The organism is Streptomyces sp. NPDC048419, from assembly GCF_043200415.1.
Taxonomy (GTDB): Bacteria; Actinomycetota; Actinomycetes; order Streptomycetales; family Streptomycetaceae; genus Streptomyces.
In genome coordinates, this window is the sequence record NZ_JBICXT010000037.1 from 44,054 (window position 1) to 59,509 (window position 15,456).

Genomic DNA, 15,456 nt, shown 5'->3' on the forward strand with positions numbered 1-15,456 from the left:
AGGAATGGCATTTGTCCAGCTCGCCGACGTGGCGATCGGCTAGCTTGCTATTCCCGGACACTCTGAATCAGCTGTGGGATGCCGTCGCCTTATCGGCGAGCAAGGCAGCGAGGTCGACGTAATAGCGGCCGGAATGCCGGTGCGTGCCAAGCAGAATCCGACGGGCAGCGTCTGTAGTGATGGCTGCGCCCAGAACGACACCCGAAGCGAGCTGCGGCCAGCTGTTTAGAGTTTCCCCAATTCGTTCAAAGGAAGCACCCAGTTCGGCACTCATGCCTTCCTTGCCAATGAAGGAGAGAACTAGTGCCATCCTCTCCTCAGGACCAAGATTACGTAGCTCCTGGGAGCTGGTCTGTCCGAGAAGACCATGCAGCAGCGGCCGGTCAGGTTCTAGATCGAATCTCTCGATGTCAAGCATGCCGCGGTCGTTGGTGTCCATCAGGACCGGGACTCTGTTGGATCGAGCCAATTCCCGGGCGGCAACCTTTACCCAGGGAGTGTCGCATTCTTCCACGAGCAGATCCAAAGGGCCGCTTCCGCCACAAAAAAATACTTCGAGATTGATTTCGGTCAGCCCATCTGGATAGATCTCAATGTCTAGATATGGGTCGATCTCGTACATCTGTCGCGCGGCGATAACCGTCTTATTGATCCCGAGATCGTGCACACCTGTGCGCAGTCTGTTCAGATTTGACAGGCCCAGCTCATCGAAATCGGCTAGTTTGAATTTGCCACCTATCCCTTCCATGGCCAATGTGAGTGCCACACTACTACCCACGGATAGTCCTATAATTCCGATCCGATAATCTAGCAGACGGGCCTGATCGGCTGGGCTGATCTTGCCGCGGTTGCGATCCGTGCGTAGCGCGCGAAACTCGTCCCGAGGCAGTACGTGGACAAGTCGACCCGACCATGGATACCACACCCAGGTTCCATACTGCCATGGCTCTATACCAGCAAGGTGTTCCTGTTTGGCCGCTTGAAGTTGGGTGCCGGTGAAAGCCCGAGCAGGTGAACGGTCGCGGATCAGATCCTCGAGCTGCCTATCGAGGGTGTCGTGCACTTCGCGAACATCATCAGAATTGACCAGTTTAAGTAGAGCGTCGCATTCGTTGGGCAGGTTCCCTCGATAGAGAAAAGGTCGCCAAGCAGACTCGTTGACGGATCGCGGAACCAATTCCACCGGATCCTGCAGAGGGGCTCGGAGCCTGCGGGAGTCAGTCATTCTATGTCCTCGCTAAGGAATTCTGGTCCTGAGTAATAGGCGAACCGTACTGATCGAATTTGTCATCGTTGAGTGGACTGGCTGGTGCGCCATAATTGACTCCCGGCAAATACGGAATCATCTCATCGTGATGGAATGTTTTGGAAATTAAAAGCATCCAGAACTATCGAGAGTTTTCGTGAGTCGACCTTCATGGAGATATTGCGCGGATTGCAGATGTTTGAGGCCATGACTTGATCATTGCGCTGCCGCTCTTCAGCGATTTCTATCTCGGCCAGTTGCGCTCCTCTATCCACTCCTTCGGGCTGCTGCGCAGAAAACACACGACTGCCCTCGGCTTGGCTCCATCGGCCGAATGCATTCAGGACTAATCTCTGAGAAGAGAGAACCAGCCGGACTGGCACGCGTCCCGAGTAGTCGCTACTCACCTTGCCCAGCGCAAACACCTCACGGCGCGGGGCGTTCGCCTCGTTGTGGTCGCGGCCTGCGTGATGAAGGAGAGGTGGCTGGAAGACCGACGCGAAGGACGCCGCGGTCATCGCCGACGCGGCCCGCACGATGCCGCACACCCTGCGTTCGCTGGAGGTGACCGACGAGATCACCGCCGAGCTGACAGCTCTGGTCGGCTTCGACCAGGACCTCGCGGCCGAGGCCACCCGCACCAGCAACCGCATCCGCGGCCTGCTCACCCAGTTCCACCCCAGCCTGGAACGCGTCCTCGGCCCCCGGCTCGACCATCAAGCCGTCACCTGGTTGCTCGAACGCTACGGATCCCCGGCCAGCTTGCGGAAAGCCGGCCACCGCAGGCTGGGAGGTGATCCGCCCCAAGGCGCCCCGGATGGCGAACCGGCTGATCGACGACATCTTCCAGGCCCTCGACGAGCAGACCGTCGTCGTTCCGGGCACCGGCACCCTCGACATCGTGACCCCCTCGCTGGCACGCTCGCTCGGCGCTGTTCACGAACAGCGACGAGCCACGGAAGCCCAGATCACAGCCCTGCTGGAGGACCACCCTCTAATGCAGTGCGTACGTGCTTCCGTACCCGCTTGTTGAGGCGGGTCTGGAGTGCGTGGAGCGGATGCCTCAGTTCCTTCTGACCTGTGAGGTCTCAAAGAAGACAGGCACCGTTCTCCGCGGTGAGTTTCGTGGTGGCCTGGTGGGCGTCGGGATGACTCCGAACCCTCTTCGGCACGGTGATGCCGATTGAAAGACTGGCAGCACCCGGCGTCCTCCGGCCGCCATGAAACTCGCGGGCCCACGGCGAACGTTGAAGCTCGTGGTGCGAGCCCGCCGCATGGTGACCTCCCGTTCGTCTCCGCGAGCCCGTGAGCTCTGGGCGAGACCGAGGCCCGTGCGGTGCGCTGGTGCCGCGAACGGCTTGTGAGATGGCGGACCGACGAGTCCTGGCATTAGAGCGTCGCGTGGCCCGCATGCGCTCGTCACCAGCGCAGACAACCGAACGAAGGAGACACATGTGAGCGTGTTCTGCGGTATCGACTGGGCGGAACAACATCACGATGTCGCCCTGGTCGAGGCGACTGGGCAGCTGATCGCCAAGGCCCGCATCCCGGACGATGCGGGCGGCTACCGGCAGCTGCTGGATCTGCTCGCCGAGCACGGTGACACCGAGGCCGAGCCGATACCAGTGGCCATCGAGACTTCCCGCGGCCTGCTCGTCGCAGTCCTGCGGACCGGCACGCGGCAGGTCTACGCGATCAACCCGCTCGCGGCATCTCGTTACCGGGACCGGCACGGCGTCTCACGCAAGAAGTCCGACCCCGGCGACGCCCTCGTACTGGCGAACATCCTGCGCACCGACATGCACGCACACCGCCCGCTGCCGGCCGACAGCGAACTCGCACAAGCCATCGCAGTCCTCGCCCGCGCTCAGCAGGACGCCGTCTGGCACCGCCAGCAGGCCGCCAACCAGCTCCGCTCGCTGTTACGTGAGTACTACCCCACTGCGCTCAACGCGTTCACCACCGGCCGCAAAGGCGGCCTCGCCCATCCCGAAGCCCGCGCCATTCTGGCGATCGCACCTACCCCCGCCATCGCGGCAAGGCTCACGAAACCCCAGATCCGGGCGGCTCTGAAGCGAGGCGGCCGACAGCGATACACCGAGGCCGAGACCAAACGCCTGCAGGAAACGTTCAAGGCCGAGTGCAGCCACCAGCCTCCGCTCGTCGAGGAGGCCATGGGCAAGCAAATGCTCGTCCTGCTGCGCCAGTTGGACGCGGCTGCCGAAGGCGCTGAGGATCTGGCCAGGGCAGTGGAATCATCATTTCAGGAGCATCCAGACGCCAACCTGATCACCAGCTTTCCCGGCCTCGGCAACCTGCTCGGCGCCCGGGTACTCGCCGAGATCGGTGATGAGCGCGACCGGTTCACGGACGCACGGGCATTGAAGGCGTATGCCGGGTCCGGCCCCGTCACCCGCGCATCACATTCCTATTATGGCATATGATGTACTCATTAGTATGATCCTATTGCTTGCGAGCAATTCTTTCGCTGGCTGCAGTGCTCGTAATGGTGTTTCCAAAGTCACTTTAATCGAGCCTTGATTCCACTCGGCGTGATCGTCGTGGACGGGCGGCGTCAACTCGGTGACTCAGCCATTTCAGAGCGGGCCCTGTGGCTGCGGTCGTCAATAATGCCATGAGGACTAGTATCGTAAACAGGCTGGGTCCTATTACTCCAAGTTCAAGTCCAATGTTCAATACAACCAGTTCTGTCAGTCCGCGGCAGTTCATCATAGAACCCAGCATGAGGGCATCGCGCCATCTACTGCCGGCGGCGCGTGACGCCACTGCACTGACGCCGCCCTTGCTGACGACGGCCACCGCGATTACGGCCCCCGCCCACGGCCACTGCCCCGATTGTGCTGAGAGCGCCCCGAAATCTGTGCGCAGGCCCGTCTGCACGAAGAACAGCGGTAGCAGCAACGGTACGGCTACCGCCCGCAGCCGGTTGGCCGAGCGCTCGACGACTGCTGTCCTTCGGGGAGTGACGACGCCGAAGAGGAAAGCGCCAAACATGGCGTGAACACCGATCCGGTCCGTAACCAAAGCTGACGCACACAGTCCACTGAAAAGGAGCACCATGACAGTTTGTTCGGTCGCCCGGGCGGCCCGGCCGGCCCACCGGGTTAGCAGCGGTCGTACCCCCCAAAGCATTACTGCGGCGAATGCGGCAGTAAGCCCGACGACTGCGATAGCGCCCATGGGACCCGTGCTTCCGGCGATGGCTACGACCAACGCCAACAGGCACCATGCTGTCACGTCATCTATTGCGGCGCAGGCCATTGCCAGGGTTCCTGTCGGAGTGCCGTACATGCCGCGCTCGGTCAGTATGCGTGCTAGCACCGGGAAGGCGGTGATACTCATTGACACGGCGATGAACAGTACGAACGACGTGGTGCTGACTCCTGTCGGCGCGAATCGCCTGTACATAGCCAGGGCAAGCAATCCGCCGAGGACCATGGGGAACGCAATGCTCACCTGGCTCACTACTAAAGCGACTCGGCCGTTGCCTTGCAGTGATCCCAAGTCGAGTTCGAGCCCGACCAGGAACATGAATGAAATTAGACCAAGTTGGCCCAACACATCCACAAATGGTGCAATTGTATTAGGGAACAACCAGTGCTGCGCTCCAGGTGAGAGCCAGCCCAGCAGTGAAGGCCCGAACAGAATGCCGACGACGATCTCACCCACGACGGCCGGCTGGCCCAGCCTTCGGATCATGGCGGCCGAGGCTCGGCAGGCCAAGATGACTACTGGTACCGCGAGCAGCACACCCGACATCATGTCAGCTGACGCCATGGGTAGCCCCTTCCGCGCCGAAGTCCGGTGCCACCGTCACGATCGTCGCTAGGCCTGTTGGTACGACGGCGGTCTCGGTCGTATCCGACCAACGGGCGTATCGGCGGTGGCCGTACAGCAGCGGCTCGGGCGTACCCTCCAGCAACGTCACCTTGCTCACCTCAGCGAAGATGGCCGTATGGTCACCCACGTGCACGGTGTCGCCGACGGTGCAGTCTGCGATCGCGTGTGCGTCGAGGATGAGGTGCGGCCCGCCCGCGCCGAGTGGCAGCCGCCATGCGGTGCGTTCGAACCGGTCGGCCATGCCGGATGCGAAAAGCTCCGAAGTCCTCCAGGCACTCCCGTGTAGCAGATTTACCGCCAGTCGGCCAGAGGCCGAGATGGCCCGCAGGGTGGGACCAGCCGTCCGCAGGCAGACCACGAGAGTGGGCGGCGAAAGCGCGACGCTCGCCAGCGAAGTGCAGGTCATCCCGCAGGGTTCGGCTGACGAACCGAGCGTTGTCACCACTGCGACGCCTGTCGGAAAAGACGCCATGAGCGGGCGTATGTTCGCTTCTTCAGCGTCGTCGGACGTTGAGGCCGACTGTGACGTCATTAGTGACTCCTATGAACGAGACCCGATTTCGCAATCGCCACCACCACGCCCTGACGGGAGAACAGGGATTTCAGTACCCGATCAGTGAAACGAGGCGCGGCAGGTAAGGTGCCAGGCGAACCGGCAGGGATCCCGATCGGGTCTCTGCAGTTCTGGCATTGGGCGATTCAGTACATCCGCGACAGGTATTCGTACTGGCTAGGAAGACGCTTTACCAGATCGCTTGAGATGTCCTTTATCCTTTTAAATTCTCGAGATGCACGGGAATCGTCCATTACCTTGAGGGCGGCTGCTGGCTTGAGGTTTAGTCCGCCTAGACCAAGCAGCATGGAGAGGTAAGAGTAGGGTTCAAATCCGTGGTAGTGCGGATAAACGTTTCCCGTGGCTGGCAGCCGGGATTGCCACTCCTCAAGTCTCTCGGCGAGTCCCTCGGGCAGCTCTCGAGTTTTGGCATCGCGCCAGTACGCGTTGTCGGCGCGGCCGGCGCAGTAGTAGTGCGTGACCAGGAACTCTCGCACTCCATCCATTACTCGAGCGACACTCGTGTTGTACGCGGTACGCAAACGAGGATCCCAGGTGGCATCCGGAAAATGCTTGACTAACTGCTCGATGCCGTGCTGGATAAAGAAGATGCCGGTGGACTCCAGCGGCTCTACAAATCCACTGGAGAGGCCAATTGCTACACAGTTATTGACCCATGAGTTGCGGGTGCGGCCGATCCTCATCTTGATGTGGTTCGCTTCTAGACCTTCGGCTTCGGGGCCAACAAACTCGCGCAGTGTGCGCTCCGCCATCTCGGGGCTGCAGTAGTCAGATGCATACACATATCCGGTACCGATACGCCCATAGAGCGGGATAGTCCAGGTCCAGCCGGCATCCTGCGCCGTGGCAGTGGTACAAGGACGCAGTCCCCTCTGTTCCATATCCACCGGGACGCGCAATGCCACGGCACTATCGTTGGGCAGAGTGTTCTGATAGGAGACGAATGGCTCGTCGAGAGTCTGGTTGATCAGCAGTCCACGGAAACCTGTACAGTCGATAAACAAGTCGGCTGAGAGGTCCCCGTACTCTCGGGTGACAACGTGGCTGATCCAGCCCCTCTCATCTCTGACGACGTCAAGAACATCGTCTTCGACGTGCTGCGCGCCGCGTTCGGTGGCGTAGCTACGAAGGAAATCGGCCAGCAGAGCAGCATCAAAGTGGTAGGCGTATGGGAACTGAGTAGTCTGCTCGGACAGAGTTGTCTTGGAAAATTCGGCACCAGACCGCTCCACGAATTCTTGCTCAAATAACGTGCCATCTATAAAGCGGGGTGAGCGCTCGTTATCCGCGAGCGCCGACATCAAGAAGACGTCCTGATCGAAACGCGCCCCAGGCTTCTTTGCAAGCCACCAGTCTGTAAGCGGGAATCCGTCCACAATGGAAAGTCGCTCAAACGGATGGTAGAAGTAATGACCCCTCTCGCGCCAGTTTTCGAAACGGATACCGAGTTTATAAGTGGCATTGCACTTCGGCATCCACTCATGCTCAGGCAAGCCTAGGTAGTCGAAGAAGTGCCGGACCGTACTGAACGTGGCCTCTCCGACACCAATTGTCTTGATCCTTTGAGACTCCACTAGTGTCACGGCGACTTTGCTACCCAACGAGGCACGTAGATATGCGGCCGTCATCCAACCCGCCGTACCCCCGCCAACTATTACCACCTTGCCGATAGCTGTCATTATCCATCCAATTCCGTTGAGTCGCCCTGATAAGCCGTGTCACGCCCGTCGCTTTGTCGACAGCCAGTACACTCGAGTGGAGCCGATTTCTTGGTCAGTGCCTCATCGGCGAATGATTGCGGCGTTTGGAATCTGCCGCAGTCCCAGGGCACACCTCGGGCAGCCACATGCCATGAGCAGCCGCTACTCATCGGCGGACTGCCCTCGGCTTAGACGGTGTCCTATGTGTGAGGCGGAGCGGTCGCTTGTAACAGCACTGTGGTGCGGCAAGGCCGAAAAAAGGCGAAGTAGTTGCGGGAGTGGCGTTCGTGCGGGGAAACTGAGTCGGCGGTAGCCAGTCAGCCACGACATCATCCGCTCGATCCACCCACCTCGGCGGCCCAGCCGTTTACTCGACCTCGACGCCTTTACGGGCGATGCGATGCGCACGCCGATGCGCTTGCCTCGTAACATCTGCGCAGGTCGGCGCGGTCATAGGCTGTGTCCGCGTGCAGGCGCTGGGGTTTGAAGTGGCGGCCGCGGTGAAAGTCGTTGTCTCGTTTGGTGACCCTCGATCATCGGTTTCAGCCCTTCGCTGTCATGTGCGTTGCCGACCGAACACCGACGCCCTCGGGCAGTCCGTTCGCGTCCGACGGGATGTGCATCTTGGAACCCGGCTTGCCCTGGTCCACGGGGCTCGGACCTGTGTGTCCCCCCGTTATCTTCTTCGCGGTCCTGCAAGAGGGCCGCTGGCCTCCGGGCCCGGCATGGCTGGTCCCCCCTGTCGAACCGATGACCTGGGGGGTGGTACCACCGGGTCCGAGAGGCGCCGTTGGAGACGCTGATGAGAGGTCCGACTACCGCCCGGCCCGGCGCAACGCCCGGCCGCTCGCGGGCGGCAGGTCTGCATAACGTGGATGCGCGCATACGACGCCAACGCCCCGGCCAGCACGCACGACATCCGTTCGGGAGGACGGCTTGAACGACAGCGACGAGATAGGCGTCTTCCTCGGCCTGGACGTCGGCAAGAGCGCCCATCACGGGCACGGCCTCACCCCGGCCGGCAAGAAGGTCTTCGACAAGCAGCTACCCAACACCGAACCGAAGCTGCGCGACGTCTTCGACAAGCTCAAGACCAAGTTCGGCACCGTCCTCGTCGTGGTGGATCAGCCCGCTTCCATCGGCGCCCTCCCGCTCACGGTCGCCCGGGACACCGGCTGCCAGGTCGCCTACCTGCCCGGACTGGCGATGCGGCGGATCGCCGACCTCTACCCCGGCGAGGCGAAGACCGACGCCAAGGACGCCGCGGTCATCGCGGACGCGGCCCGCACCATGCCGCACACCCTGCGCACCCTGGAGCTGACCGACGAGATCACCGCCGAGCTGACCGTGCTCGTCGGCTTCGACCAGGACCTGGCGGCCGAGGCCACCCGCACCAGCAACCGGATCCGCGGCCTGCTCACCCAGTTCCACCCCAGCCTCGAGCGGGTCCTCGGCCCGCGCCTGGACCACCCCGCGGTGACCTGGCTGCTGGAACGCTACGGCTCCCCGGCCGCGCTGCGAAAGGCCGGACGCCGCAAGCTGGTTGAGGTCATCCGCCCCAAGGCCCCGCGCATGGCAGCGCGGCTGATCGACGACGTCTTCGACGCCCTCGACGAGCAGACCGTCGTCGTTCCGGGCACCGGCACACTCGACATCGTGATCCCCTCCCTGGCCCGCTCGCTCGGCGCCGTCCACGAACAACGCCGGGCCACAGAAGCCCAGATCAGCACCCTACTGGAGGCACACCCTCTTTCCGAAGTCCTGACCTCGATGCCGGGGATCGCGGTCAGGACCGCCGCCACGCTGCTGGTCACCGTCGGCGACGGCACCAGCTTCCCCACCGCCGCCCACCTCGCCTCCTACGCCGGCCTCGCCCCGACCACGAAATCGTCGGGCATGATCGTCGGATCCGCCGTTAGATTTACACTCCCCCATGCGTTCAGGGGCGCTTTCCAGCGCATCGTCCAGCGGCGCCGGCCCTTGCCGGTCGGGTCCAGGCTCATCAGTGCCATGTAGACGCACTTCAATGCGGCGGCCTCCGAGGGGAAGTGGCCGCGGGCCCGCACCGCCTTGCGGATCCGGGCGTTCACACTCTCAATCGCGTTCGTGCTGCAGATGACCTTGCGGATCTCGACGTCGAAGGACAGGAAGGGCACCATCTCGGCCCAGGCGTCGGACCACAGCTTGACCACGGCCGGGTACTTGGTGCCCCATCTCTCGGAGAACTCCAGGAACCGTTCGGTCGCGGCGGCCTCGCTCGGCGCGGTGTAGACGGGCTTGAGGTCCTTGGCGACCTTGTCCCAGTCCTGGCGGGCGCAGTAGCGGATGCTGTTGCGAATCAAGTGAACGATGCACGTTTGGACGACCGTGCGGGGCCAGACCGTCTCGACCGCGTCCGGCAGGCCCTTCAGCCCGTCGCAGACGAGCATGAGGACATCTTCAATTCCGCGATTCTTCAGCTCGGTGAAGACCTGGAGCCAGTGCTTGGCGCCCTTGCCGCCGTCACCGGCCCAGATCCCGAGAATGTCCCGGGTGCCCTCGACCGTGACGGCCATCGCCACGTAGATGGGCCGGTTGGCGACCTTGCCATCGCGAATCTTCACGTTGATGGCGTCCACGAAGACGACCGGGTGGACGCGGTCCAGCGGGCGGGCCTGCCATTCCGCCATGCCCTCCATCACCTTGTCCGTGATCGTGGTGATGGTCTGCTTGGATACCTCTGCCCCGTACACCTCGGCGAGATGAGCCGAGATCTCCCCGTGCGTGAGGCCCTTCGCGGACAGGGACAGCACCATCTCGTCGACGCCGGTCAGCTGCCGCTGCCGCTTCTTGACGATCTGCGGCTCGAACGTGCCCGAGGTGTCACGCGGGACCTTGACCTCGACCGGCCCGACGTCGGTCAGCACGGTCTTGGCCCGGCCTCCGTTGCGGGAGTTGCCGCTGCCCCGGCCGGCCGCATCGTGCTTCTCATAGCCCAGGTGATCGGTGATCTCACCTTCCAGAGCGGACTCCAGCACCCGCTTGGTCAGCTGCTGCAGCAGTCCACCCTGTCCGGTCAGCTGCAGCCCCTCCGACCGCGCCCGCTCCACCAGCATCGCCACCAGCTGCTCATCGGACACAGGCTCAGGCTGCCCCAACCGGGCACTCTCGACAGGCTCCACGGTCCGAGCCGTCAAGTGACTGACACCGCCGTGGAGTTGGAACCCATGATCGTCGGATCCGCCGTTAGTTTTACACTCCCCGCCCATGCGGTGCAGAGGCTCGGCACCGCATCACACCACGCCCGGCCTCAGACCGTTCAGACCGACCACGAGCGCGGGTTGTGGGTAGCTCGGCGATCTGCCCTGGGAAGGGCCGTCATATCTCAAGGCCGAAATGGGTCTCCCCCTTCCCACCATCGAAGTTGCGGCGTCTTTCCCATAGATCGGTGTGCCGCGGACGGCTCGAGAAGACCGCGGCACACCTCATACGCAGCCCCGCACCTGGAGGTGGCGGCAGCAGCCGTGCCCTCAACGCGTCGCCGACAACCACGAGGGCCAATCCGTACGAGGGCTGCTGGAGAGGCAAAGTGCGGAAGCCAGGGACAACCGGGCTGACACTGACCGTCACCCGCGAAAGCGGGCAACTTCAGGTTTCGGCGTCTGCCGCTTCCCAACGACGAGATGTCCGCCCGCAAACGTCCAAAGAGGACGGGCTGAAGACCATGACCACCGTCGCCGAACTCCCCCTCGTTCCCCAATGAACGATGGGCAGAAGCGGAACGAGACTGTGAGCTCTTCCACGAGCTGAGCCGCTCCGCGGCCCGACAGGGCGGGCATGCCAGACAGCGATACCACCTCTTCCTCCACCCCACCGGCGCTGGTTTCTTAACGATCCAAGACTCGGCTCGGCAGTCCGGCCCGTGTCCCCAGGCACCTTGACTTCGGCCCAGCCGGCATCGGTCAGCACTCCGGCGCGGGTCGTGCATGGCCGTTACCCTTACCGAAGCACATATTTCACAGCCGGCAGAATCGGTGACTTCGCCTTCCGAAGCGGACTCCGGCCCCGGCTTGACCAACTGATGCACCAGCCCGCCCCCGCACCGGCTAGTTGGGCACCCTCTGGCATGCCACGTCAACCAGCATCGCGATCAACCACTCGTCCGACGTGGCTGCACCGCCCCACTCAACCAAGTACCTACTACTCATGACTCGGAAGATTCATCCTTGGATTTTAGTTCCCACCCCCGAGTAAACGGGGCCTCTGTTCATTACATCGAGGATGAAACTCTCGTTAATTATCTAATGCAGGGGGAATGACCATCCGCAAACTCAGGCTGGTGTAGAGGGGACTGCACGCGGGGGCCGTCGACCGGTACCCCTCAGAGCGCGCCGTCCCGGGAGTTGGATCGTGAGTGATGGCAGGCCGCCTTTCCGGTGTGGGAAGTTGTGCTGGTGGGAGATAGGTAACAATCGGAAGTCCGGAGGCCGACGTGTCTAAGACGTGGCACAGTGACATCGTCTGGGGCTCTCTGGCCGCTGGTGTCATAGGATTTGAGATGTACACGATCCGGAATAACCGTCTGGAGTCGACTCTGACAAGGACGACGCGCCGGACGTTCCGCACGCAACACCCTTACGGCAAGGCTGCGTTCGCAGTCGGGTGGGCATGGTTCTCGGCCTGGTTCATGCGTCATATCTTGAAGAGTGGGGCCGAGACCATTCCTCGGTGAAACACGGGCAGCGGCGCCGCCGAAGGCAACATCATCCGAGAATCCGCCCTGCGTGTAGCAGTTGACGCGTTCAAACGTGGTCGGCAAGTCACATCCGCCCGGATCCTCTGAGACCGGCGACCACACTGGATGCCGACACGCAGCGGCTTCGGTCCGGCAGTCGCTTGCGACCCAGCATCGAAAGCGCGGCAGCAACGACGATCGCGTCCCATGAAGTGGTGTAGCCGGGGTGTAGTCCCGGAACGCGCGGGTGTCAGCCCGGGGGCGTGCACCTGCTGGCCCCGCATGCTCCCTGAGCAAGGGCAGGCTATCGCGCAAGTCTCCCTGGTGAACGGGCAGTTCAAACGGAGGAGCACGCGATGACCTTGTCCCAGTCTGAGCTGATACAGCTGCTGGAGTCACTACGTAGGGCCGACGGAGTTGAGGCAATCAGGGTGGTGTGCGAGCGTATCCTGCAGGAGCTGATCGAGGCAGAGGCCACCGATGTGATCGGTGCCGCCCCGGGCGAGCACTCCGACAAGCGCACGACCTGGCGCAACGGCCACCGGGGCAGGGGTGGGTTTGGTCGAGCTCCGGGCAGTGTTCAAGCAGCCGACGGAGTGCCTCGGTGGGGTGCAGGCCGCGCTTCGGCGGTGTGGTGGTGATCCACCGGGCGACCTGGCGGGGCGAAGGTGGTCGCTCGCGCGGTATGTCGATCGGCAGACCGCGGCGTAGCGGCGCGATGGCCATCTTGACCCGCTGGTAGTGGCCGCCGTAGCCCTTGGCGGCAATCTCCTGGTGCAGCACGGTGGCGGTGTGCTCGCCTTCCTCCCACCGCTGCCTCAGATACTCCAGATACGGGTCGAGGCTCGTGGACCGGCGGGGCGGAGTGCGCCGTACACACTCCTGCCAACAGGCGGCGCGCGCGTACTTGGCCACGGTGCGGCGGTTCAAGCCGAGCTCGCGGGCTATCGCACTGAGACTACGGGCCGTGCCGGTCTACCCCTGGACGGTCTCGAACAGCTGCTTCGCGTGACGCAGAGCAGAGTATCGGCCGCCTCGCACGGTTCGTCCGACGGCGGTGGGGCCGGTTCGGGTTCACCTACTGCCGCAGCCAGGCAGCCGCGGTGGGCCGCGGTGATGTCCGAGAGCCGCCTGCGAGGACTCCCGCCGGTTCTACGACCGCAAACGCTCCGAAGGCAAGCGCCACATCCAGGCCGTCCTCGCCTTGGCCCACCGCCGCGTCAACGTCCTCTGGGCCCTCCTACGCGACGGACGGATCTACGAGGCCGTGCCTCCCGCCGCTCACGCGGCTTGACAAACAGCATTACCGGTAGTTCGTTAATTCCGGCGGTTGGTATGGGTTGACGACAGGTCGGGTTGGTCGTAGGCCGGTGGAAAGAGGTGTCAACTGCCTTGCTGGGGGCTGAAAATGACTGCTCGCCGTCCGTGTCCGCCTGCGCCGGGGCCGTTGGAGGAGTACGCGGCCCGGTTCGACGACCTCTTCTTCAGCCTGGCGCAGCGGCGGGGTTTTCGTGAGTATTTGACCGGGCTGCTGGCGCCGCGGGAGCGGAACAAGACGATCACTTGCCTGGCCGGGGCGGAGCCGGTGGCCGGCGCGGGGATGCCGGGGGTGCAGCGGCTGCAGTTCTTCCTGTCCGAGTCTCCCTGGGAGGTGGAGCTGGTCAATGACCGGCGCCTTGAGCTGCTGCGTGAGGAGTCGGCGACGGCTCCGCACGAGGGCGGGGTCATCGCGATCGATGATTCCGGGGACCGTAAGGACGGCACGGCGACCGCACATGTGGGCCGGCAGTGGCTGGGTCGGCTGGGCAAGACGGACAACGGCATCGTCACGGTGACCACGGTGTGGACCGACGGCCGTGTGTACTACCCGCTGCACGCACATCCCTACACCCCCGCTCATCACTTCGCCCGCGGCCGGTCCGATCCGGCCTTCCGCACGAAACCGCAACTGTCCGCTGCCCTCGCGGTTCGCGGGAAGGAAGCTGGCTTCGGCTGCCGGGCGGTGGTCGCCGACTGCGCCTACTCGGTCAGCGACGACTGGTACGTCGCCCTGCGCGAGGCCGGCCTGGCCTACGTGGTGGCACTCAAGCCGCACCGCGGTACCTGGGCCCCGGCCGACCAGCCGCACACCCCCATCGAAGCCGCCCACGCCCTGACCTGGAAGAACGCCGACCACCCCGGGGACTGGACGGCCGTGGAGCGTCACTTCCGCGACGGACACACCGAGACCTGGTGGACGGCCGATGCCCGCCTGGGCGGATACGGTCCCGACTCGCCCTGCCGACTGGTCGTGGCCACCACCGACCCGGCCCGGCTGCCACCCAAGGCCACCTGGTACCTGGCCACCAACCTGCCCCGCCCCGACGCACCCCACGCCGCCACCGGCCCCCACCCGCCCGCCGACCTCGCCGAGATCGTCCGCCTCTACGGCCTGCGGCCATGGATCGAGCAGTCCTACAAGCAGGTCAAGGACGAACTCGGCTGGGCCGACTTCCAGGTCCGCTCCGACCGCGCCATCCGCCGCCACCAGACCCTGGTCAACTGCGCCTTCTCCTTCTGCTGGGACCAGTGGTTCGCCCCACCCCTGGATGCCACCGCACCGGACCCGTGCCTCGACGAGGGGCCAGAGAGGGGGACCAACCGAACCCCACCCACCCCAACTGCCCTGCTGGCCCAGGGCATTACGTTCGGTCCGCGCATGGATCACCCCTGCCACCACCCTGAACCAGTGGTGGCGAGCCTGGACGGACAAGGACCCACCCTCCGAACTCCAGGCCCTGATCGACGCGGTCACCACCGGACACGGCCTTGATCTCTACCTCCGGATTTAACGAACTACCGTTACTGACCTCTTCGGGGTGGTGACGGGTGGTGATCCCTGCGGTAGGCCGGTGGTATGCGGTACGCGCAGGGTGGCGGCCTGACCGCCGAGAGGCGGCGGTTACGCGAACGGATCCAATACGAGGCAGGCGAGCGGTTTGGCCGCGGCGAGAGAACAGCGGTGATCGCGAAGGATCTGCGGGTGAGTGAGCGGTCGGTGGAACGCTGGCGTCGTGCCTGGCGCGAGGGCGGGATGGACGCGCTCGCCTCCGCGGGGCCGCCGAAACTGCCCAAGCTGTCCGATGAGCAGTGCGCCGGGCTGGAGAAGGAACTGGCGCTGGGGCCGGCCGTGCACGGCTGGGAGGACCAGCGGTGGACCCTGGAGCGGATCAGAGAACTGATCGCCCGGAGGTTCCGACTGGACTGCTCATCGGCGGCAGTGTGGAGGCTGCTGCACCGGCACGGCTGGTCCTGGCAATGTCCCGCCCGGCGGGCACTTGAGCGCGACGAGCAGGCGGTGGGCCTGTGGAAGAAGGACGTG

General features: G+C 63.7%; 9 protein-coding genes and 5 pseudogenes. 7 read left to right on the forward strand and 7 right to left on the reverse strand.

The window, feature by feature from the left end; all coding sequences use genetic code 11:
- Positions 1-67: 67 nt before the first annotated feature.
- Both ACGFYN_RS42545 and ACGFYN_RS42550 read right to left on the reverse strand, forming a co-directional pair.
- A complete protein-coding gene (locus tag ACGFYN_RS42545) occupies positions 68-1,225 on the reverse strand; it encodes a ThiF family adenylyltransferase (RefSeq protein ID WP_393871388.1) in 1,158 nt (385 codons plus the stop codon).
- Between the two features lie 122 nt (positions 1,226-1,347).
- Positions 1,348-1,794 (reverse strand): hypothetical protein, encoded by a 447-nt coding sequence (locus ACGFYN_RS42550; protein WP_393871389.1) that lies wholly within the window; start codon positions 1,792-1,794, stop codon positions 1,348-1,350.
- Between ACGFYN_RS42550 and ACGFYN_RS42555 the strand changes: the two are divergent.
- Positions 1,727-2,255 (forward strand): annotated as a pseudogene (locus ACGFYN_RS42555) (transposase); the annotation flags it as partial. The gene ACGFYN_RS42550 and the pseudogene ACGFYN_RS42555 sit on opposite strands and share 68 nt — an antisense overlap.
- Before the next feature lie 445 nt (positions 2,256-2,700).
- A pseudogene (locus ACGFYN_RS42560) lies at positions 2,701-3,669 on the forward strand (IS110 family transposase); the annotation flags it as partial.
- Positions 3,670-3,772: 103 nt separating this feature from the next.
- Here ACGFYN_RS42560 and ACGFYN_RS42565 read toward each other — a convergent pair.
- From ACGFYN_RS42565 to ACGFYN_RS42580, 4 genes and pseudogenes are all read right to left on the reverse strand, one after another.
- Entirely contained in the window at positions 3,773-5,044 is a 1,272-nt protein-coding gene (locus ACGFYN_RS42565; RefSeq protein WP_393871390.1) for a cation:proton antiporter, read from the reverse strand.
- A complete protein-coding gene (locus ACGFYN_RS42570) occupies positions 5,031-5,639 on the reverse strand; it encodes a flavin reductase family protein (protein WP_393871391.1) in 609 nt (202 codons plus the stop codon). Before ACGFYN_RS42570 ends, ACGFYN_RS42565 begins: the two co-directional genes overlap by 14 nt.
- 167 nt (positions 5,640-5,806) lie before the next feature.
- A complete protein-coding gene (locus ACGFYN_RS42575; RefSeq protein ID WP_393871392.1) occupies positions 5,807-7,360 on the reverse strand; it encodes a tryptophan halogenase family protein in 1,554 nt (517 codons plus the stop codon).
- 187 nt (positions 7,361-7,547) lie between these two features.
- Positions 7,548-8,055 (reverse strand): annotated as a pseudogene (locus ACGFYN_RS42580) (transposase); the annotation flags it as partial.
- Positions 8,056-8,317: 262 nt separating this feature from the next.
- Here ACGFYN_RS42580 and ACGFYN_RS42585 point away from each other — a divergent pair.
- Positions 8,318-9,277, forward strand: a pseudogene (locus ACGFYN_RS42585) (IS110 family transposase); the annotation flags it as partial.
- Here ACGFYN_RS42585 and ACGFYN_RS42590 read toward each other — a convergent pair.
- A complete protein-coding gene (locus ACGFYN_RS42590; protein ID WP_393871398.1) occupies positions 9,241-10,476 on the reverse strand; it encodes an IS256 family transposase in 1,236 nt (411 codons plus the stop codon). The pseudogene ACGFYN_RS42585 and the gene ACGFYN_RS42590 sit on opposite strands and share 37 nt — an antisense overlap.
- A 1,975-nt stretch (positions 10,477-12,451) precedes the next feature.
- Between ACGFYN_RS42590 and ACGFYN_RS42595 the strand changes: the two genes are divergently transcribed.
- The 4 genes and pseudogenes from ACGFYN_RS42595 to ACGFYN_RS42610 form a co-directional block, all read left to right on the forward strand.
- Positions 12,452-12,736, forward strand: a complete 285-nt coding sequence (locus ACGFYN_RS42595; RefSeq protein WP_393871393.1) for a transposase — start codon at positions 12,452-12,454, stop codon at positions 12,734-12,736.
- Between the two features lie 500 nt (positions 12,737-13,236).
- Positions 13,237-13,389 (forward strand): annotated as a pseudogene (locus tag ACGFYN_RS42600) (IS110 family transposase); the annotation flags it as partial.
- Between the two features lie 153 nt (positions 13,390-13,542).
- Positions 13,543-14,907, forward strand: a complete 1,365-nt coding sequence (locus ACGFYN_RS42605; protein ID WP_393871394.1) for an IS701 family transposase — start codon at positions 13,543-13,545, stop codon at positions 14,905-14,907.
- 84 nt (positions 14,908-14,991) lie between these two features.
- On the forward strand, positions 14,992-15,456 hold a 465-nt coding region (locus ACGFYN_RS42610; protein WP_393871395.1), incomplete at its 3' end, for a winged helix-turn-helix domain-containing protein.

Coding starts and splice junctions, on each gene's coding strand:
- ACGFYN_RS42545 (WP_393871388.1), bottom strand. CDS start 1,225: ATGACTGACTCCCGCAGGCTCCGAGCCCCTCTGCAGGATCCGGTGGAA.
- ACGFYN_RS42565 (WP_393871390.1), bottom strand. CDS start 5,044: ATGGCGTCAGCTGACATGATGTCGGGTGTGCTGCTCGCGGTACCAGTA.
- ACGFYN_RS42570 (WP_393871391.1), bottom strand. CDS start 5,639: ATGACGTCACAGTCGGCCTCAACGTCCGACGACGCTGAAGAAGCGAAC.
- ACGFYN_RS42575 (WP_393871392.1), bottom strand. CDS start 7,360: ATGACAGCTATCGGCAAGGTGGTAATAGTTGGCGGGGGTACGGCGGGT.
- ACGFYN_RS42590 (WP_393871398.1), bottom strand. CDS start 10,476: ATGCTGGTGGAGCGGGCGCGGTCGGAGGGGCTGCAGCTGACCGGACAG.
- ACGFYN_RS42595 (WP_393871393.1), top strand. CDS start 12,452: ATGACCTTGTCCCAGTCTGAGCTGATACAGCTGCTGGAGTCACTACGT.